At 70.1% G+C, this 19,438-nt stretch carries 15 protein-coding genes; 2 read left to right on the plus strand and 13 right to left on the minus strand.

The features are described from left to right. Positions 1-27: 27 nt before the first annotated feature. The 5 genes from ACFJIT_RS12660 to ACFJIT_RS12680 all read right to left on the minus strand — a co-directional run bounded on the left by ACFJIT_RS12660 (position 28) and on the right by ACFJIT_RS12680 (position 6,772). Complete coding sequence (locus ACFJIT_RS12660; RefSeq protein ID WP_131660157.1) at positions 28-1,251, minus strand: pyridoxal phosphate-dependent aminotransferase; 1,224 nt, start codon at positions 1,249-1,251, stop codon at positions 28-30. 22 nt (positions 1,252-1,273) lie between these two features. Then, positions 1,274-1,768, minus strand: coding sequence for a RidA family protein (locus ACFJIT_RS12665; RefSeq protein ID WP_205953491.1), 495 nt, complete (start codon positions 1,766-1,768; stop codon positions 1,274-1,276). A 37-nt stretch (positions 1,769-1,805) separates the two neighbouring features. Further along, positions 1,806-2,273, minus strand: coding sequence for a cytochrome c (locus ACFJIT_RS12670; protein ID WP_130515651.1), 468 nt, complete (start codon positions 2,271-2,273; stop codon positions 1,806-1,808). Further along, a complete protein-coding gene (locus tag ACFJIT_RS12675) occupies positions 2,270-3,856 on the minus strand; it encodes a flavin monoamine oxidase family protein (RefSeq protein ID WP_130516213.1) in 1,587 nt (528 codons plus the stop codon). Before ACFJIT_RS12675 ends, ACFJIT_RS12670 begins: the two co-directional genes overlap by 4 nt. A gap of 135 nt (positions 3,857-3,991) precedes the next feature. Continuing rightward, entirely contained in the window at positions 3,992-6,772 is a 2,781-nt protein-coding gene (locus ACFJIT_RS12680) for a TonB-dependent siderophore receptor (protein WP_130530866.1), read from the minus strand. Positions 6,773-7,035: 263 nt separating this feature from the next. Between ACFJIT_RS12680 and ACFJIT_RS12685 the strand changes: the two genes are divergently transcribed. Continuing rightward, on the plus strand, positions 7,036-7,695 hold the full coding sequence (locus tag ACFJIT_RS12685; protein WP_130561188.1) for an HAD-IA family hydrolase: 660 nt from the start codon (positions 7,036-7,038) through the stop codon (positions 7,693-7,695). Between the two features lie 748 nt (positions 7,696-8,443). Here ACFJIT_RS12685 and ACFJIT_RS12690 read toward each other — a convergent pair. Next, positions 8,444-9,103, minus strand: a complete 660-nt coding sequence (locus ACFJIT_RS12690; protein ID WP_379653809.1) for a YceI family protein — start codon at positions 9,101-9,103, stop codon at positions 8,444-8,446. Then, positions 9,103-9,693 (minus strand): malonic semialdehyde reductase, encoded by a 591-nt coding sequence (locus ACFJIT_RS12695; RefSeq protein ID WP_130515644.1) that lies wholly within the window; start codon positions 9,691-9,693, stop codon positions 9,103-9,105. Before ACFJIT_RS12695 ends, ACFJIT_RS12690 begins: the two co-directional genes overlap by 1 nt. A 171-nt stretch (positions 9,694-9,864) precedes the next feature. On the opposite strand from ACFJIT_RS12695, the gene ACFJIT_RS12700 reads away from it, so the two are divergent. Continuing rightward, positions 9,865-10,833 (plus strand): mitochondrial fission ELM1 family protein, encoded by a 969-nt coding sequence (locus ACFJIT_RS12700; protein WP_379653810.1) that lies wholly within the window; start codon positions 9,865-9,867, stop codon positions 10,831-10,833. 513 nt (positions 10,834-11,346) lie between these two features. Here ACFJIT_RS12700 and glnE read toward each other — a convergent pair. The 6 genes from glnE to mltB form a co-directional block, all read right to left on the minus strand. Beyond that, positions 11,347-14,184 carry a bifunctional [glutamate--ammonia ligase]-adenylyl-L-tyrosine phosphorylase/[glutamate--ammonia-ligase] adenylyltransferase gene (gene glnE, locus ACFJIT_RS12705; RefSeq protein WP_379653811.1) on the minus strand — a complete coding sequence of 946 codons (2,838 nt, stop codon included), beginning with the start codon at positions 14,182-14,184 and terminating at the stop codon, positions 11,347-11,349. A 189-nt stretch (positions 14,185-14,373) separates the two neighbouring features. Further along, positions 14,374-15,102, minus strand: coding sequence for a lipoyl(octanoyl) transferase LipB (gene lipB, locus ACFJIT_RS12710; protein ID WP_379653812.1), 729 nt, complete (start codon positions 15,100-15,102; stop codon positions 14,374-14,376). Next, positions 15,090-15,368: a DUF493 family protein gene (locus ACFJIT_RS12715; protein WP_130515636.1), complete on the minus strand. Its 279-nt coding sequence runs from the start codon at positions 15,366-15,368 to the stop codon at positions 15,090-15,092. The genes lipB and ACFJIT_RS12715 overlap by 13 nt, the downstream gene beginning before the upstream one ends. A gap of 176 nt (positions 15,369-15,544) precedes the next feature. Beyond that, positions 15,545-16,744, minus strand: a complete 1,200-nt coding sequence (locus ACFJIT_RS12720) for a D-alanyl-D-alanine carboxypeptidase family protein (protein ID WP_130530850.1) — start codon at positions 16,742-16,744, stop codon at positions 15,545-15,547. Between the two features lie 73 nt (positions 16,745-16,817). Further along, a complete protein-coding gene (locus tag ACFJIT_RS12725) occupies positions 16,818-18,227 on the minus strand; it encodes a septal ring lytic transglycosylase RlpA family protein (RefSeq protein ID WP_379653813.1) in 1,410 nt (469 codons plus the stop codon). Next, positions 18,224-19,387, minus strand: coding sequence for a lytic murein transglycosylase B (gene mltB / locus ACFJIT_RS12730; RefSeq protein ID WP_130515630.1), 1,164 nt, complete (start codon positions 19,385-19,387; stop codon positions 18,224-18,226). Before mltB ends, ACFJIT_RS12725 begins: the two co-directional genes overlap by 4 nt. Between the last annotated feature and the right edge of the window lie 51 nt (positions 19,388-19,438).

Consider the following 19,438-nt stretch of genomic DNA (forward strand, 5'->3'; position numbering starts at 1 on the left):
GCGCCGGCCCTTGCTTCAACGCAGAGATCAGACCAGGGTCAGGCTGCCGTCGCGGCGTTCGTCGCTGAGCATCGCGGTCTTGACGTCCAGCGGACCCATCTGCCCGGCCATGACCTTGGCGAAGGCGTCCTTGAATCGCGCCATTTCCGCCGGCGTGCCCACGGTGATGCGCGACCAGGTCGGCCACACCGCCCAGGCGCGACCGACGAAGACGCCGTAGGTCGCCATGGCCTTCATGAACTCCGGCGCCGGGCGCTTGACGTCGACCATGAAGCAGTTGCTTTCCGACGTCGTGCAGGGATAGCCCTGCGCGGTCAGCCAAGTGGTGACCTCATCGCGCAACACGGTGTTGGCGTTGCGCCGCTGCGGGACCAGCTGCGGATCGCGCAGGCTGGCCAGGCCGGCCGCGGCGGCGGTCACCGGCAGCGAGTTGAAGCCGTAGTAGGTCAGCTTGGCCAACAGGTCCGGGCGGGCGGCCGCATAGCCCAGGCGGATGCCGGCCATGCCGTAGAGCTTGGAGAAGGTGCGCAGCACCACCACGTCTTCGCCCTTGGCCACCAGGTCCACGCCGCTGACCGCGTTGGGCGAGAGATGGATGTAGGCCTCGTCCAGCACCAGGATGCTGCCCTTGGGCTTGTTGGCCAGGGCGTACTCGATGTCCTTGCGCGTGGTCAGCGAGCCGGTGGGATTGTTGGGATTGCAGATGTAGAGCATGCCGGCGCTGGCGTCGGCGGCGCACATGGCCTGCACGTCGTGGCTGTAGTCCTTGCGCAGCGGCAGCTTGTGCACCGGCGCCTTGATCGCATCGGCCACCCGCCAGGCCTGCTCGAAGGTGGGGTCGGCGGTGACCAGCGCCGCGCTCGGCGAGGTGAAGGCCATCACCGTGTACTGCAGCGGCGGGGTCGAGCCGGCGTAGGGCACGATGTTTTCCGGCTTGAGGCCGAGCTGGCTGGCTAGCTCGCCGACCAGCTCGGTCTGCAGATCGCCCAGATAGCGACCGCCCTGCGGGGCGATGCCGTCGATGGCCTTCAGCGCCGCCGGGCTGGGGCCGTAGGGGTTCTCGTTGGCGTTGATGTAGACCGGCGCCAGGCCGGCGGCGGCCGAGGCCGCCGGGTCGACCTTCAGGCGCTTGCGCGACTGGTTCTGGGCCAGGGCCAGGCCGGACAGGGACAGCAGGGGTGCGCCGACGCCCGCACCGGCGGCCAGGGCGGAACCACGCAGGAAACCACGACGGGAGAGCGGCTGCTTCATGGGAACGATTCCTCGATCGGGATCAGGGACGGACGGCGACGACTTCGATTTCGATGCGCATACCCGGATTGCCCAGGGCGGCGATCTGGAAGGCCGAGCGCGCCGGCAGGTTCATCTGCTTGGCCTCCTTGCCGAAGAACTGGGTATAGCCCTCCATGAAGCCCTTGAAATCCATCTTGCCGCCGTTCTCCGGGCCGCCGACCAGGAAGGCCTGCATCTTGACCACGTCCTTCATGCCCAGGCCCATGCCTTCGAGCTGCTGCTTGATCTGGGTGAGCACGCTGATGGTCTGGGTCTTGGTGTCGCCGAAGGCCTCCATCGAGTCCTTGGGCGCGGCCGGGTCGGCCACGGCCGGCACCTTGCCGCTGAGGTAGATGGTGGTCTTGCCGGCCGGGATCTCCACGGCCGAGGCGATCGGGAAGTCGCTGCCGGGGATGGCGTAGCGCTTGACGTCGGCGGCGTGGGCCGACAGCGCCAGCGGCGCGGCCAGCAGGAACAGGGACAGGCGGCGGGACAGGGTCATGGTGGCTCCTGGGATCTTCATGGAAAGGATGTCAGTCGTCTTGCTCGGGCGTGGCGGTGCTCGCCAGCGAGGCGCGCAGCGCCTTGACGTCGGCCTCGCTCACCGCATCGTCGTACTGGTTGCCGAAATGGGTGCGCACGTAGGTGGTGACCTGCGCGATCTGCCCGTCGCTGAGCATAGGACCGAAGCCCGGCATGGCGCCATGGCCGTTCAACACCATCATTTCCACGTACGGCGCCGCGCCCAGCTTGGGGTTGCCCGCCAACGCGGGGTATTCGCCCGCGCCGCGCGCGCCCTGCCCGGCCGGCATGTGGCAGCCGGCGCAGATGGTGGCGTACACCTGGGCGCCGTCAGCGTGCGAGAAATCGCGCGTCTGCAGCAGGCCGGTGGCGTCCGAGGTCTGCGCCTGCGCGCCCGGTGCCCACAGCGCCGGCAGGGCCAGCGCGGAAGCGGCCAGCGTCAGCGCGCCGCCGAAGCGATACCACGTGCGGCGGCTCATGCCCGGCCTCCGGTCGCCATGACCTTGGCGTGCAGGCGGCCGATGACATCGTGCGCGGACAGCACCGCGCCCTCCTGCCAGGCCGGGATGTAGGAGATGTGTTCGCCGGCCATGGCGATGCGGCCGTCGATCTGCGTGGCCGCGGCGTAGTGCTTGGCGCGCAGGGCTTCGTCCCACTGGCCGAAGCAGCCATGGTTGCTGGGCACACGATGCCAGGCCACCGACACACCGTTGTCGAACTCGGCCGGATACTGCGGATGGATCTGGCTGCCGAAGGCCACCGCGCGGCGCACGCGCTCGGCCGGGCTGTGCGAGGTGAAGTCGTAGGCGTCCAGGCCCCAGATGTAGGCGCCCAGCAGCACGCCCTTGCCCGCGGCGTGGAAGCCGGTGCTGGGATAGCTGATGTTGGTGATCGGCAGGTTGGTGTAGCTGATGCCGCCGTAGATGTTGTCGTCCTCCTCCCAGAAGCGGCGCTTGAACTGCAGGCCCACCTTGACCGAGGAGGCGTAGGGCAGATTGGTGATCGCCTCGGTCATGGCCGGGCCGACCTTGACCGGGATGCGGCTGAGCACCGAGAAGGGAATGGTGCAGATGCACCAGTCGGCCTTGGCGACCTGCTTGTTGCCCGGCGCGCCGGTGTCCTCGTAGGTGACGCTGACGCCGTGGTCGTCCTGGTCGATGTCCACGACCTTGGCGTTGTACTGGATCACGCCCGGGCCCAGTTCGCGGGCGAAGGCCTTGCCGACCATGTCCATGCCGCCGACCGGCTGGAACATGGCGGTCTGCATCTCGATGTTCTTGCCGGCCGCCAGCTGGTTCCACAGGTGCGAGCCCAGCACGTCCTGCAGCGACATCGGCTTGGAGAACTCCGGCTTGCCCGACACGCCGCCGCCGGGGTACTTGGCGAAGCCGCGGCGCATGCTGCTGATGTCGCTGGTGGTGTAGGCGAAGTTCTTGTCCAACGCGCCCCAGCTGCGCAGCGATTCGAGCAGCAGCTCCTGGTCCTCCTTGGTGACCAGCTTGTCCAGCGCGCCCTGGCGGGTGATCTTGGCCAGCAGCTCGGAGACGTTACCCTGGTAGTCGGCATCGATCTCGCGGAAGCGCTGCGGCTTGCCGCCGAAGGCGTTGGTGTTGTGCAGGTAGGCGTTGTAGTTGACCTGGACGAAGGACTCCAGCGCCACGCCGAACTGCTTGCAGTAGGCCAGCATCGCGCGGTGGTGGTGCGGGATGCGCCACGGACCGGGATTGATGTACAGGCCGGGGTCGAAGCCGCAGTGCTGCGTCTCGCCGCCCAGCTCGGTATAGGTGTCGCCGCCGCGCAGGGTCCAGTTGCGACCGCCGGGACGGGCGTTGTACTCGAGGATCTTGACCTTGTAGCCGGCCTTGCGCAGCTCGTAGGCTGCGCTCATGCCGGCCAGGCCCGCGCCCAGGATCAGCACGGTGGCGCCCTTGGGATTGCCCTGCAGCTTGACCGGGCCTGCGTAGCCCGAATCGGCGGCGAACCCCAGGCTGGTCATCGCCTGGTACATCATCGTGCCGCCGGCGGCCAGGCCGATGCGGCCCAGCAGCTGGCGACGGGTCATGCCGTTACGAACACTGTCTTGCATGTCTGACTCGTCTGCGTGGCCGCCGAAGCGGCCTGTTTCGGGAGAACGCGGAAACGCACCCGCGCAAGGCACCGCCGATGCGCGCACCAGGCGCGCACCGGCGGGTTTGGATCAGAAGCGGTAGGTGAGCTTGGCGTAGTAGCGCGCGCCGAAGTAACCGATCGGGCTGCCACTGAAGCCGGCGTAGTTGCTGCTGGCGATGTACTCGTTGTTGCCGTTCTGGTAGTTGGCCACGTCGTAGTTCCACACCGCCGACGGGATCTTGTCGGGGTACTTGTTGAACACGTTGTCGCCGCCCACGCTCAGGGTCCAGCTGTCGGTGGGTTTGAAGCTCAGGTCGAAGCCGGTGGTGGCCATCGTGCCGAGCTTGAGCTTGTAGTACTCGCCGCTGCCCAGGGTGATCACGTCCAGCTGGTCGGCCAGGCTCTCATAGCCGGCCAGGCTGTTGACCTGGGTCTGCGGGCCGTAGATCGACTCGCGCAGGGTGAGGGTGAACTTCTGCCAGTTGAAGGTCGCCGCCAGGTTGACGCGGAACTTCGGGCTGGCGTGCTCGATGTCGTAGATGTTGGCTTCGGTGAACAGCGGGATGGTCTCGAAGCCCGGCACGCGGCCGGCCCGGGTCACCTCGGTCTTGTTGTAGTTGGCCGCCAGCAGCCAGTCGATCGAGCCCCAGGACATGTCGCTGGTGTAGTTGGTCACCCAGTCCACGCCGGTGGTCTTGGTGTCCAGCACATTGCTGAGGAAGCTCAGGTTGATGTTGGCGCGCGCGGTCTGGTCGAAGCTGCCGCCCGGCGCGGACGGGTCGTTGGCGTTGCTGATGAAGCCGCCGGCGACCAGGGCGTTGCCCAGGATCTGGTTGTAGTTGTCGTCCGGAACGCCGTCGCCGTCGGTGTCGGCCGGATCGGGCAGGTCGGCGTTCCAGCGGCCCGTGGTGCGGCCGGTGCGGGTGGCCGCCGACTGCGCCTGCGAATAGGCGAAGGAGCCCATGTAGGTGCGGTCGGAGATCTTGATCTGGTAGGCGTCCAGGGTCGAGGTCAGGTTGGGCAGCGGCGAGAACACCAGGCCCAGTGAGAAGTTCGTGCTGGTCTCCGGCTTCAGGCCGTTGCCGACCGAGGCGCCGGCCAGCGTGGCGGTCGCGCCGGTCGGGCTGACCTGGATGGCGGTGTAATAGTTCTCACCCATGTTCGGCGCGCGGAAGCCGGTACTGGCCGTGCCGCGGATGGCGAAGGTGTCGGAGAAGTCGTAGCGCGTGGTGAACTTGCCGATCGCCTTGCTGCCGAAGTCGCTGTACTTCTCGTAGCGACCGGCGATGTCCACCAGCCAGGCATCGACCGGGTACAGGATCACGTCGGCGAACACCGCCTGGCTGTGGCGCGAGTAGTCGCCGGCCGAGAGGGGGTTGTAGCCCGGGAAGGACGAGGCGCCGGCGCCGTAGTAGGAGGCCGGCTCGCCGGCTTCGATGCCGTAGCCGTCGCGGCGGTAGTTCAGGCCGGCGTTCAGGGTCAGCGGGCCGCCGCTCAGGCCGATGTCGAAGTCCTTGGTGACGCTGGCGTTGGTATCCCACTGGGTGCTGTAAAAGGTGCCGTCGTAGAAGTTCTCCGGCGAGCTGCCGGTGGCCTGCCACAGCGAGAAGTTCATCGAGTTGACGGTGTAGACGTCCATCTCGTTGCGGCCGTACTCGGTCGAGATGTCCCACATCCAGCCGTCGGCGAAATCGCCCTTCAGGCCTGCGGTGATGTCGTAGTCCTTCTCCTCCGAGCGCTCGGACGGATTGAAGCCGTAGGCGTACTTGTGCTTGACCTCACCGGTGGTCGGATCGGTGTAACCACCGTCCTGCGAGGGACGGCGATAGTTCTCCTCGGACTGGGCGGTCTTCTTGCCGTAGCTGCCGAAGGCGTAGAACTCCAGGCCGTCGCCGAAGTCGTAGCCGGCGTTGAACATGGCGATCTTGCGGTGAATCTCGGGCGGGTTCAGCCAGGCGTTGAGGCCGGGGAAGCGCTTGTTGAGCAGCGCGCCCTGGTCGTTGGCCAGGCGGCTGAGCAGGTCCGAGCGACCGTTGGCGGTGGCGTAGGCGCGGCACGCGTCCTGGTTGAGCAGGCAGTTGGCGTAGCTGGGGTTGGAGAAGCGGTAGACCGACTCGCGGTTCTCGGCCTCGACGCTGATGCTGACGAAGCCGTTGTCGCCGCCCAGGCCGATGTTGCCGCCCCACGAATCGGTGCCGCCACCGCCATCGGAGTAGCCGGCATAGCCGGCGTTGAACTCGCCGCCGGAGGAGTTCTTCTTCAGGATGATGTTGATCACGCCGGCGATGGCGTCCGAGCCGTACAGCGCCGCGGCGCCGTCGGTCAGCACTTCGACATGGTCGATCGCGGACTGCGGGATGAAGGACAGGTCGGTGGCCATCTCGCCGCTGCCGGCCACGCCGAAGTTGGAGGTGACGTGGCGGCGCTTGCCGTTGACCAGCACCAGGGTGTGGTTGGCGGTCAGGCCGCGCATGGAGGCGGTCAGGGTCTGGCTGGCCATGTCGCCGCCGACCTGGGAGGCGTTGTACGAGGGCACCTGGTTGGCGATGGCGTTCATCAGGTCGGGCGCGGCGGTCTTGGACAGCGCCTCGGCGCTGACCAGCTGGATCGGCGCCGGGCTGTCGGTCACGGCCATGTTGGCCTTGCGCGTACCGGTGGAGATGACGCTGACGGCGTCCAGGGTCTTGGCCTGGGGCTCGGCCGGCGTCTCGTCGGCGGCGGGCGCCGCGGGCAGGTCGGCGGCGCTGGCCGCCTGGACCGCCAGGCCGAGCAGCATGGCCGAGGACAGGCCACGCAGGCTCGCACGGGAGGGGGCGAGGGAAGCCGCGACGGCGACGGCGAGGGAATGGCGGGTGAAGCGACTGCGCATGACCTGTACTCCTTGCAAGGCGGAATAGGTAAAGCGAGGTGGGGGGTGGGGCGCAGGGCGGCGCAACGGCCCCCTTGACCGTGCGGCGTGCGGGAAGGCGACGCCCTGCGTTGACACGAAGCTAACCTCAGCTGTCACCCCGGCCATCTCCCGTGACGGGTGAGTGGCGCCTTGGTGGGTAGGCCGGGACAGGAATTGGGACAACCTCGGCCCACCCGCCCGGAGGCGGCTATGCTCGGCAGCTCGCTCCGATCGGCCTGTTCATGTTGTCCACACCCCAACCCCGCTCCCGGCCACGCCCGTTCCGCCAGCCCAGGCTGGTGCTGTTCGATCTGGACGACGTGCTGGCGCGCTACGACCGCCGCCTGCGCCTGTGCGAGCTGGCGCGCCGCAGCGGCACCACGCCGGGCGCGGTGCAGGCGGCGCTGTTCGACTCGGGGCTGGAACACGAGTCGGACGTCGGTCTGTGGCGGCCGGTGGACTATGCCGACGAGCTCTCGCGCCGCCTGGGGGCGCGGCTGACGCTGGAGGACTGCATCGCCGCGCGTGCGCTGGCCACGCCGGCCGATCCGGCGATGGTGGCGCTGGCCGGGGCGGTGTCGCGGCAGGCGGCGGTGGCGATCTTCACCAACAACGGGCCGTTCCTGACGCTGCACCTGGGGCGCATCTGTCCGCCGCTGTTCCCGCTGTTCGCCGACCGGGTCGTGGGCGCGGGCGATGTCGGCATCGCCAAGCCTTCGCCGGAGGCCTACCTGCGTGCGCTCGCGCTGCTGGATGCGGCGCCGGCCGAGACGCTGTTCATCGACGACCGCGACGAGAACGTCAACGGCGCCCGCGCGGCGGGACTGGACGCGCTGGGCTTCTCGAGCGCCGCCACCCTGCGGCGTGCGCTGGCGCTCTACGGTCTGGAAACCGGTGCCTGAAAGAGCTCCTCCGAAGCGGTTCGCTCCATGTGGGAGCAACTGTCTCCTCAAATCTCGCAGCGGCCTGCCTGTAGAGCGGAGCTTGCTCCGCTGCTCTTCGTTCGGTTCGTGGGGAAAGCCCCAGCGGAGCAAGCTCCGCTCTACACGTGTGAGCCGCCATGGCGGCGATGAGGCTTTCCCGGCGAAACCTTTCGCCATTGATCAAAACGACCACGAGGCTGGGGCTCACGCTGGGGTGTTGCTCACTTCGAAAGGGCAGCGGTTCGGCGAGCGGTGCCGCGCTTGAAGTCAGAAGGCTTTGGCTTGAGCCCCCTCCCTTGCGCGCAGCGCAGGGGAGCTCGAAGTCGCGGCTAGCGACTGAGGGGGAGGGGTCGGGGCTTTCCCGAGTAAGCCACAGAAGCAAAAGCAAAAGCACCCCACCCCCGCCCTCCCCTTCGCCTGCGGCGAAAGGGAGGGGGCAGAGCACTTGCTCAGTGCCTTCGAGTTGGAAGGAGTCCTGTTCTGTACGCTCGCAGAGCCTCGACACGGTCAGGCGCGCGGGGAGCGGGCCAGAGATGGCCCGCAGCGGCGAGTCCGCCAGGGATGGCGGACCGAGCCGAGGAGTCGCGCCCGGCCGGGTCGAGGCTGGTCGGCGAAGTGGGATCAGCGACCTCGCACCGCGCGAAGCACTCCAAAAGAAAAAAGCCGCCGGGACATCCCCAGCGGCTTCCGTGCTTGCGCAAGACGCGGCCGAGTCGGCCGCGCGGGCTTACTTGGCCTTGGCCGCGTCGGCCTCGGTGGTGATGTGCAGCTTGACCTCGTCGCTGACCATCGGCGCGTAGGCGCCGACGCCGAAGTCCGAACGCTTGACCGTGGCGGTAGCGTCGAAGCCGATCGACTGCACCTTCTTCATCGCGTGCTCACCGGCCTTGTTCAGGGTCACGTCCAGCACCACGGGCTTGGTGATGCCCTTGATGGTCAGGTCGCCGGTCACCTTGAGCTTGTCCTTGCCGGTCGACTGGACCTTGGTGGACTTGAAGGTGGCGGTGGGGAACTTGGCGGCGTCGAAGAAATCCGAGCCGGCCAGGTGCTCGTTCAACTTGGGCACGAAGCTTTCCAGGCCCGATAGCGGCAGGGTCACCTGGACGCTGGAGGCGGCCACGTTGGCCGGATCGTAGGTCAGCGTGCCGTCGACGTTGCCGAAGTGGGCGCTGGGGTTGGAGAAGCCGAAGTGGTTCCAGGTGGCGATCACATCGGTGTGGCCCGGGTCGAGCTTGTAGGTGGTCGGGGCGGCGAAGGCCGGGGCGACCAGGGCCGACAGGGCGGCGGCGAGCAGGAACTTGCGCATGCGAGGAACTCCTTGGTGGTGTGGCGCTAAGGGAACAGCGGTGGCGTTGGAGCCGGGTGAATCGCAAACCGGCCGCGGCATCAGACGATGCGCGCGGCCTCGTCGAAGGACAGCCGGGGCAGGCGCGGATGCAGCGCGGACGCATCGCCATAGCCCAGGTTGACCAGGAAGCTGGCGCGCAGCGAGGTGCCGGCGAAGAAGGCTTCGTCGGCCTTGGCCGCGTCGAAGCCGGACATCGGGCCCGCATCCAGGCCCAGTGCGCGGGCGGCCAGGATCAGATAGGCGCCCTGCAGCACGGCGCTGAGCAGGGCCGGCTCGCGGCGGGCCTCCTGCGGGCCGTCGAACCAGGCCTTGGCATCGGTATGCGGGTAGAGCTTGGGCAGGTGCTCGTGGAAATCCAGGTCGTAGGCCACGATCACCGTCACCGGCGCGGCCATGGTCTTGTCCACGTTGCCCGGGGCGAGCGAGGGCTTGAGCCTGGCCTTGGCCTCGGGCGAGCGGACGAAGACGAAGCGCGCCGGGGTGCTGTTGGCGCCGGTCGGGCCCCACTTGAGCAGGTCGTAGAGCGCGTGCAGCGTCTGATCGGTGACCGGCTCGTCGGTGAAGGCGCTATAGGTGCGCGCGCTGCGGAACAGCTGATCCAGCGCGGCGGCATCGAGGGACTGCGACATCGGAACCACTCCATCAGAGCAAGGGGGTACGGACGCCGAACCAGCGCGACGACCGGGCGCAGTGTAGGGTGCGACCACCCCGGCGACACCAAGGGGACCCGCAACGGATTGTTTTGGGTTGCAACACCAATCCCCTCCTGACAGCTTTGTCGGTTTCGTCGAACGTTGCCCATGACGCCCGCGCGCACCTGGACTCTCACCGATGGCCATGCCGGCAACCTGCGCCAGGCCGAGGCGCTGGCGCGGGCCCTGCGCCTGCCCGCGCAGGCCTGGACGCTGCAGCCGCGCGCGCCGTGGAAGACGCTCGCACCGCGCCGGCTGCCGGGCGCGGACCAGGCGTTCGGGCCCGGCTTCGCGCAGGCGCTGGCGGCACCGCCGCGGCTGGCGATCGGCTGCGGGCGCCAGGCGGCGCTGGCCACGCGGCTGCTGCGGGCGCGCGGCGCGCAGGCCGTGCAGATCCTGGATCCGCGCCTCGCGCCGCGGCACTGGGACCTGGTGATCGCGCCGGAACACGACGGGCTGCGCGCGGCCAATGTGCTGACCCTGCTGGGCAGCCTGCATCCGGTCGATGACGCCTGGCTGGCGCAGGCGCGCGCGGACTTCCCTGCCCTGGGCGCCCTGCCCGGCCCGCGGACCGCGCTGCTGGTCGGCGGGCCCAGCGCGCATGCGCGGCTGGAAGCGGAGGACCTCGCCTCGATCACCGCCGCGCTCGATGCCGCGCTGCGCGCGCACGGCGGCACGGTGATGGCCACCGTGTCGCGGCGCACGCCGCCGGCACTGGTGGAGGCGCTGCGCCGCCACTACGCCGGCACGCCGCACCTGGTGTGGACCGGCGCGCAGGACGGGCCCAACCCCTACCCTGGCCTGCTCGCCTGCGCCGACCGCATCGTTTGCACCGCCGACTCGGTCAACATGCTGTCCGAGGCCTGTGCCACGCCCGCGCCGGTGTTCGTGCATGCGCCGCAGCGCGTGCGCGGTCGGCCGGCGCAGTTCATCGCCGCCCTGCAGGCGCGCGGGCGCATCGCCGCGCTGGACGGGGGGCTTGCGCCGTTTGCCGTCACCCCGCTGCGCGAGACCGCGCGGATCGCCGCACTGGTGCGCGAGCGGTTGGGCGGGTGGGATGAGGCGGGCGCTCAGTAACGCGCAGCAAGACATCGCTTTCGCGTGAGGCGCGCGGCTGGCCATGCTGGGTGGGAGCCACTGCCTCCTCAAATCTCGCGGCGGCCTGCCTGTAGCGCGGAGCTTGTGGCAATCTCTTTTCAGGGGACTCTGCTGCGCTTCGTTCGGTGCGTGGGGAAGGCCCCAGCGGAGCGAGCTCCGCTCTACAGGTGGGAGCCGCCCTTGTGGCCTTTTCGGCCAATGGCGGCGATAGGGCTCTGCCGGTAAAGCCCCATCACCGCCATGGCGGCTCCCACGGGAGAAGCGAACATTTACTGCGTCGCTCAGCAGCCGCTGCGTTCTGCGGCGGCGACTGGGCCGCTTCGCTCAGGCCAGGTCGGGCAAGTTGAGGCGCGCGTACTCAACCAGACCGTCGTTCCCGCGAATGCGGGAACCCAGGGACTTTCGCGCGGAACGGCACAGGCGCTGGACTGTCGGACATGCGTCCGCCGAACAGCCCTGCCCCCGTACGCGGGATGACCGAATCTTTGGCTTTCAGACGTCCTTGCCCGGCGCGAACGCCAAGCCATGGGCCCGACAGGCCGCCGTCACCGCCTGCCGCGCGTGCTCCAGCGCGGGCGTCGGCGCGGTCAGGCGCGGGCGACGGTCCAGCGTGCACGACAGCCCCGCGGCGAGCAGGGTCGCGTGCGCCTCCAGCAGCGCCGTGCGCTCGCCGGCTTCGAGCAGCCCGGCATCGGCCAGCGCGGCGATCAGGTCGCGGGTATTGCGGGGGGCCAGCACGGCCGGATGCGCGGCGGCATGTTCGAGCACGCGCGCCTGCAGCAGGAATTCCAGATCCACCAGGCCGCCGGCGCCCTGCTTCAGATCGAACCGCCCCGGCGCACTGCGGTCCAGCTCGGCGCGCATGCGGCCGCGCATGTGCACCACGTCCTGATGCAGCGCCTCCGCTTCGCGCGCCCGGCCCAGCGTCTCGGCGCGGATGCGTTCGAAGGCCTCGAGCAGCGCGGCATCGCCGACCACCGGGCGCGCGCGCACCAGCGCCTGGTGTTCCCAGGTCCAGGCGCGCTGGCGCTGGTAGTCCTCGTAGCTGGCGCGCGAGGTCACCAGCAGGCCCTTGGCGCCGTCCGGGCGCAGGCGCACGTCCACCGCGTAGAGACGGCCGGCGCCGGTCATGGTTTCCAGCAGCGCGACGACCTTCTGCGCCACGCGTGCGTAGTAGCGCCCCGGCTCCAGCGCGCGGGCGCCGCCCGCGTGCGCGGAAACAGGCGCGGAGACCGCATCGCCCGGCGCGTCGTACAGGAACACCAGGTCCAGGTCCGAGCCGAAGCCCATCTCCAGCCCGCCCAGGCTGCCGTAGCCGATCAGCCCGAACTGGCCGCCGGCGACCCGGCCGTGCGCCGCCTCGACCGCGGCCCGCGCCATCGCCAGCACCTGCACGCACACCGCATCGGCCAGCCAGGCCAGTTGCCGCGCCGAATCCTGCGGCGGCTGGCGCGCGTCCAGCGCCGCCAGGGCGATGCGGAAGCTGAAGGCCAGGCGCGTCTCGTTGAGCCGGCGCAGCGCCTGCTCGGGGTCGGCGTGCTGGCCCGCGGCCGCGCAGGCGGCCTGCATCGCGGCGCGATCGGGCAAGGGCCCGGCGGCGCGCGCGTCGAGCAGTTCGTCCAGCAGCAGCGGGTACTGGGCCACGCGCTCGGCCAGCCAGGCGCTGCGCGCGACCACATCCACCAGGCGCGCCAGCGCGCTGGGCACTTCGTCCAGCAGGGCCAGATAGCTGGTGCGGCGCAGGATCGACTGCAGCAGCGCCAGGCAGCGCTGCAGGGCGGCGTCGGGCAGATCGGAGGCCGCGGCGGCCTGCAGCATGGCCGGCAGCACGCGCTCCAGCCGCGTGCGCGCGCTGTCGGACAGATGCGCCACGCCCGGCGAGGCGAGGAAATCCTGCAGCCGAGACGCCGACTGCGCGGCATCGGCGAAGCCGGCATCCTCCAGCGCCTGGCTCGCATTGGCGCCATCGAGCATGCGCTGGAACGGCGCCAGCGCCGCGCCGTCCTCGGCGTCCTCGGGCGCGGCCATCAGCGGCGCGAAGGCCGCGCTCACCACCGCGCGCTGCGCCGCCAGGGCGGCGCGCAGCGCGGCGCCGTCCGCATGGCCCAGCCCGCGCGCGATGCGCAGCGCGTCCTGCGCGTTGTCCGGCAGCACGTGGGTCTGCGCGTCGCGCAGCATCTGCAGGCGGTTCTCCAGCACGCGCAGGAAGCGGTAGGCCTCGCGCAGCGCGGCGCCGGTCTCCGGCGCGAGCAGGCGCGCCTGCACAAGCGCCTGCAGCGCCGCGCGCAGGCCGCGCTGGCGCAGTCGCGCATCGCGGCCGCCGTGCACCAGCTGCAGGGCCTGGGCCAGGAACTCGATCTCGCGGATGCCGCCCGGCCCGCGCTTGATGTCGTCGGCCAGCTCGCGACGCGCGACCTCGGCGGTGATCATCGCCTTCATCGCGCGCAGGCCATCGAGCGCGGTGAAGTCCAGGTAGCGCCGGTACACGAACGGCTGCAGGGTATGCAGCCAGGCCTCGCCGGCGGCGATGTCGCCGGCCACCGCGCGCGCCTTGAGCCAGGCGTAGCGCTCCCAGTCGCGGCCTTCGGTCTGGAAGTAGCGGTCCATCGCCGCGAACGACAGCGCCACGCGCCCGGCGCTGCCGTACGGCCGCAGGCGCAGGTCGACGCGGTGGCTGAAGCCCTCGGCGGTGGTCTCGTCCAGCAGCCGGGCCAGCCGCTGCCCCAGGCGGGAGAAGTACTCCTCGGCCGCCAGCGTCCGCGGCTTCCCCGCCTGCGCGGAGGCAGGCTCGGACTCGCCGCCGCCGGCGAAGGCGTAGACCAGGTCGATGTCGGAGGAGAAGTTCAGCTCGCCACCGCCGAGCTTGCCAAGGCCGAAGACCACCAGCCGCACCAGCTGGCCCTGGGCATCGCGCACCACGCCGTGGCGCTGGGCGAATTCCTCCTCCAGCGCGTCCAGCGCGGCATGCAGGCAGGCCTCGGCCAGGGCCGTGCTGCCGGCCAGGATCTCGTCGACATCGGCGCCCTCGACCACGTCGCGCCAGATCAGCCGGGTGGATTCGGCCGCGCGGAAGCGGCGCAGCAGCGCCGGCCACTGCGCGGCCGGCGCCTGCCGCAGGTCCGGCGGCGCGAAGGCGGTGGCCGCATCGTCGAGCAGCTCCTCCAGCACCGCCGGCTGCCGGCACAGCGTGTCGATGGCGAAGTCGCTGACCAGCGCCAGCGCTTGGACCGCGGCCCGCGCCTGCGGCTGTTCCAGCGTGGCCTCGAGCTCGGGTGCCGTGGCGATCAGCCGGCGCAGGGACGCGGCAACATGGGCTTGCACATCGATCATGGGCGGCAAGTGTGCATCAGCCTGCGTTGCGCATGGCGCGCTATGCCCTGTGGGAGCAACGGTCTCTCAGATCGAGTCGCCGCCTCCTTGTAGAGCGGAGCTTGCTCCGCTGGGGCCTTCCCGACAATCCGGACGAAACGCAGCGGAGCAAGCTCCGCTCTACAGGTGGGAGCCGCAGGGCGGGTCGCGCTAGGCGGCGTGCGGCGCGGGCACGCCAGGCGGCAAGCCGTCCGCACGCGTCAGCACCAGCCCGAACTGCGCGGCGATCTTCTCCAGCAGCACCGCCTTGACCGCCTCCATCGAGGACGGGCCGCCCAGGTCGGACAGGGCCACGGTCTGCAGGCCTTCGTAGCCGCAGGGATTGATGCGGTGGAACGGCTCCAGGTCCATGGCGATGTTGAAGCTCAGGCCGTGGAAGGTGCAGCCGCGACGCACGCGGATGCCCAGCGCGCCGATCTTGGCGCCGGCCACGTACACGCCGGGCGCGCCGTCCTTGCGCTCGGCATGGATGTTCCATTCGGCGCAGGTGTCGATGATCGCCTGCTCGATGCGGCATACGTAGTCGCGCACGCCGATCTTCAGCCGCTTCAGGTCCAGCAGCGGGTAGAGCACGATCTGGCCCGGCCCGTGGTAGGTCACCTGGCCGCCGCGGTCCACGTGCAGCACCGGGATGTCGCCCGGCGCCAGCACGTGCTCGGGCTTGCCGGCCTGGCCCAGGGTGAACACCGGTTCGTGCTCGACCATCCACAGCGCGTCGGGCGTGGTCTCGTCGCGGGCGTCGGTGAAGGCCTGCATCGCGCGCCAGACCGGTTCGTAGGGCTGGCGACCCAGTTCGTACACGCTGGCCGGCAGCGGCGCGCGCGCGGCGATGGCCGCATCGCCCTGCGGCGAGGGGCAGGCCGCGGCTAGAGCGTCCACTTCACTTCCGGGTGGCCGCGCAGGGCCCGGTGGGCCGCGTCGTACTGCTCGCGCGAGTCGGCGCGGAAGGCGATGCGCACCGAGACGTACTTGCCGTTGGCCGAATGCTTCCAGCTCACGCGCTCTTCGAGTACGTCCACGCCGGCGCCGGCCAGCAGGCGCGGCAGTTCGCGCTCCAGTTCGATGCCGGCCCGGCCCATGGCGCTGAGCTCGAAGGTGCCGGGAAACTGGAAGCCGTGTTCGGGATTGTCCGAAGTGATGTCCATCGGCGGATTATCGGGTCGGACCCGCGCAAACCCAAGTCCACCGCGGCCCGCACGCGAAGAAGCCGGCTTGCGCCGGCTTCTTCGTTCCAACATGCGGTCTCATCGTCGTGCCCGCGAACGCGGGACGCTCAGACAAAGGCGCCCCGCTCACACGTTTGCGGACGCCCCGGGTCTGGTCAGACCGATTCCCACCACATCCAGAACGCATCCCACAGCCGGCGGAAGAAGCCACCCTCCTCGACCGCATTGACCGCCACCAGCGGCGCCTGGGCGATGACCTTGCCATCCAGGCTGACCTTGACGGTGCCGATCTGCTGACCCTGCTTGATCGGCGCTACCAGCTGCTTGGGCACGTCCATCGACGGCTTGAGCTGCTCATAGCGCCCGCGCGGCACGGTCACCAGCAGCGGCGCGGCGACGCCCAGCTGCACCTGGCGCTGGTCGCCCTTCCACACCTTCTGCGTGGCCAGCACCTTGCCCGGCTCGTACAGGCGATGGGTCTCGTAGAAGCGGAAGCCCCAGTTGAGCAGGGCCAGCGAGTCCTCGGCGCGCTGCTTCTCCGACACATCGCCCATGATCACGGTGATCAGGCGCTGGTCGCCGCGCTTGGCCGAATTCATGATGCAGTAGCCGGCCTGCGAGGTATGCCCGGTCTTGATGCCGTCCACGCTCGGGTCGCGCCACAGCAGCAGGTTGCGGTTGGGCTGGGTGATGCCGTTGACCGTCAGTTCCTTGATGCTGTTGTAGGCGTAGGTGTCGGGGTAGTCGCGGATCAGCGCGCGGCCCAGCAGGGCCATGTCGTAGGCGCTGGAGTAGTGGCCGTCGGCGGCCAGGCCGTGGACGTCGACGAAGTGGCTGTCCTTCATGCCGATGCGCTGGGCGTAGGCGTTCATCAGCTCGACGAAGGCCTCTGCGCTGCCGGCGGTGTGCTCGGCCAGGGCGATGGCCGCGTCGTTGCCCGACTGCACCACCATGCCCTTTTCCATGTCCTCCAGGCGCGCGGTCTGGTTGACCGGGAAGCCGCTGTAGCTGCCATCGGTGCCGGCACCGCCCTCGCGCCAGGCGCGCTCGCTCATCATGACCTGGTCGTCGCGCGTGATCTTGCCGGCCTTCAGCTCGGCGGCGAGCACATAGGAGGTCATCACCTTGGTCATGCTGGCCGGGGCCAGATGCTCATGGATGTTGTTGCCCGCCAGCACCTGGCCGCTGGCCGCGTCCATCACGATCCAGGCCTTGGCCACGGCCGGCGCCGGCGCGTCGGGGATCTTGATGTCCGGCGGCGGCGCGGTGACGGCGTCGGAAGGCGGCGGCGTCTGGGCGATGGCCGCGCCGAAGGCGACGGTCGCCAGGGCGGCGAAGGCGAAACGGAACTTCATGGAGGACTTACCTTTGCAAAAGCGAAGACGAAGAAAAGAGACGCCGGCCGCGACCCGCGCGGCGGCGTGCGGATCACTCGCGCACGACCTGCGGCCGCGCGAAGCCCAGCCCGGCGATGCGCGCGGCCAGGGCGTCGGCCCCGTCATTGTCCGCTGCGCCGACCCGCACGCGCCACAGGGTGCGACCGCCGGCGATGACATCGCTCAGCGTCGCCGTGGGGATGCCAGCCGCCACCAGCCGGGCCAGGGCGCGCTCGGCATTGTCGCGGCTGGCGAAACTGGCGACCTGCAGCAGCACGGCCATGGCCGACTGGCCATAGGTGCCGTTGCCGTTGCCGGTGCTGGCGGCCGAGGCGACCGGCCGGGCCGGCGCCGGGGCCGGGCGTGCGGCAGGCGCCGCCTCGGCCGCGCCCTTGCCGGCAGCGACGGGCGTCGCCACGGCGACCGCGGTCGCCGGCGCGGGTGCCGGGGCACCGGGCTTGCCGGTGGCCACGTGCACGCCCTGGCTCTTCATCCAGGCCTCGAAGCGGTCGGCGCTGGCCGGCTTCTTGGTATTGGGAATGGTGTAGTAGCGCAGCGAGGGATCGCTCGGCGCCGCCTTGGTGTCCATCGGGGCGGCGGCGGCAGGCACCGGCTGTGCCGCGACCGCCGCGGTCCGCGACGCGGCCGGCAGGCCGCCGACCAGCTGATCCATGGCCGAGGGCCTGACCGCGGCCGGCTTGCCGGTGGCGATGGTGGTGGGCACGCCGGTCGCCACGGTGGTGGCCACTGGCCTGCGCACGGCGTTGCGGCTGGCCAGCAGCGCCGGCAGCTTGGGATCGTCCGGATGCAGTGCCTTGACCTCGACCCGGCCCGTGCCGCGCCCGGTGATGCCCAGCTTGACCGCCGCGGCGTAGCTCAGATCGATCACGCGACCATCGTGGAACGGCCCGCGGTCGTTGATGCGCACGATCACGTTCTTGCCGTTGTCCAGGTTGGTCACCAGGGCGAAGCTGGGCAGCGGCAGCGTCTTGTGCGCGGCGGTGAACTGGTACATGTCGTAGACCTCGTGGTTGGAGGTCTTGCGGCCATGGAACTTCTGCCCGTAGTACGAGGCCAGGCCGGTCTCTTCGTAATCGGCGGCGGTATCGAGCACCGTGTAGTTCTTGCCCAGCACGCTGTAGGGCGACTTGTTGCCGTAGTCCGACAGCGGCTCGGCGGCGATGGTCGGCTCGGCGATGCAGTCCACGTCGGGGACTTCGGTGGGCGTGCTGTCCGACACGCCGGGCTTGTACAGCCCGCCGGCGGTGTAGTCGCCGCGCGTGGACGGATCCTCGACCGCCGGGGCGTAACGCCCCAGGCAGCCGGCGGCGACCGCGGCCGGGGCCTTCTCGCCCTTGGGGACGATGATGGTGGCCTCGCCCGGCTTGGCGCCCTTGCTGCGCGGCGCGCTGCTGCACGCCGCCAGGGTCGCCACCAGCGCCAGGAGCAGCCAGGTTTTCATGCCGGCGGCAGCGGGCGGCCGGCGATCGCTTCTGAAAGTTGCCATACGGCCATCGCGTACATTTTGGAGTTGTTGTATCGGGTAATGGCGTAGTAGTTGCGGAAGCCCAGCCAGTACTGCGGGCCGCTGCTGGTGGACAGGGTCACCGGCGTGGCGGTCTCGCCGGCCGGCACCGGCGCCAGCGGGGTGTAGCCGCGCGTGGCCAGCTCGCCCAGCGTCCAGGTCGGGGTCCAGTCATCGGGGTTGAACTCCACCGCGCCCGGCGCCAGCCTGGCCTGCACGGCCACCGGGCCGCCGCGTTCCCAGCCGTAGGCGCCACCCTTCTTGACGAAGTAGTTGGCCACCGAGGCGAAGACATCGTCCAGGTCGGTCAGCAGGTCGATGCGGCCATCGCCGTCGCCGTCCACACCGAAGTCGCGATAGCTGGAAGGCATGAACTGCCCCAGCCCCATCGCCCCGGCGTAGCTGCCGGTGAGCGTGGACAGGTCCAGCCGCTGCTCCTTGGCCAGGGCGAACAGCTGCGCCAGCTCATCGCGGAAGAACAGCTCGCGGCGCGCCTCGTACTGGGCGCGGTCGGGATTGCCGCTGCGCGGATAGCGGAAGGCCAGCGTGTAGAGCGCATCGATCACCGGCGTCTTGCCGGTGTAGCCGCCGTAGCTGGTCTCCACGCCGAGGATGGCCACGATGATCTCGGCCGGCACACCGGTGCGCTGCTCGACGCGGCTGAGCTGGGCGCGATGCTCGGCCAGGAAGGCCTGCCCTGCGCTGATGCGCGAGGCGGTGATGAAGCGCGGCCGGTATTCGTTCCAGCCGATGGTGCGCTCGGCCGGCTTGGACATCAGCTTGATCGTGTCCTCGCGCCAATTGGCGCGGGCCAGCGTGGCCTCGATGAAGGCCGGATCCAAGCCGAAGCGCGCGGCGGTGTCGCGGATGAAGTTGGCCCGCGCCACCTCGAAGGGCACCGGGGTCAGGTCCACCGGCGCCGCGTCGGCGCGGCGCTCGACCGAGGTCTCCGCGGGCGCAGGACCGGTCGGCACCGGCGCGGCCGGCGTGGGACGCGGCTGCGGGGCGGTCTGTTTCGGCGGGGTCGAAGGCCTTGGCTGGGTCGCACAGGCGACCAGGCCGAGCGTGAACAGGCAGGCAAGTGCGCGTCGGATCATCGGCGCCGAGATTAGCACGCGATAACGGGAAATGAACCCTGTCGCGTCAGT

Origin of the sequence: Pseudoxanthomonas sp. UC19_8, from assembly GCF_042700505.1 — a bacterium.
Classification (GTDB): domain Bacteria; phylum Pseudomonadota; class Gammaproteobacteria; order Xanthomonadales; family Xanthomonadaceae; genus Pseudoxanthomonas_A; species Pseudoxanthomonas_A winnipegensis.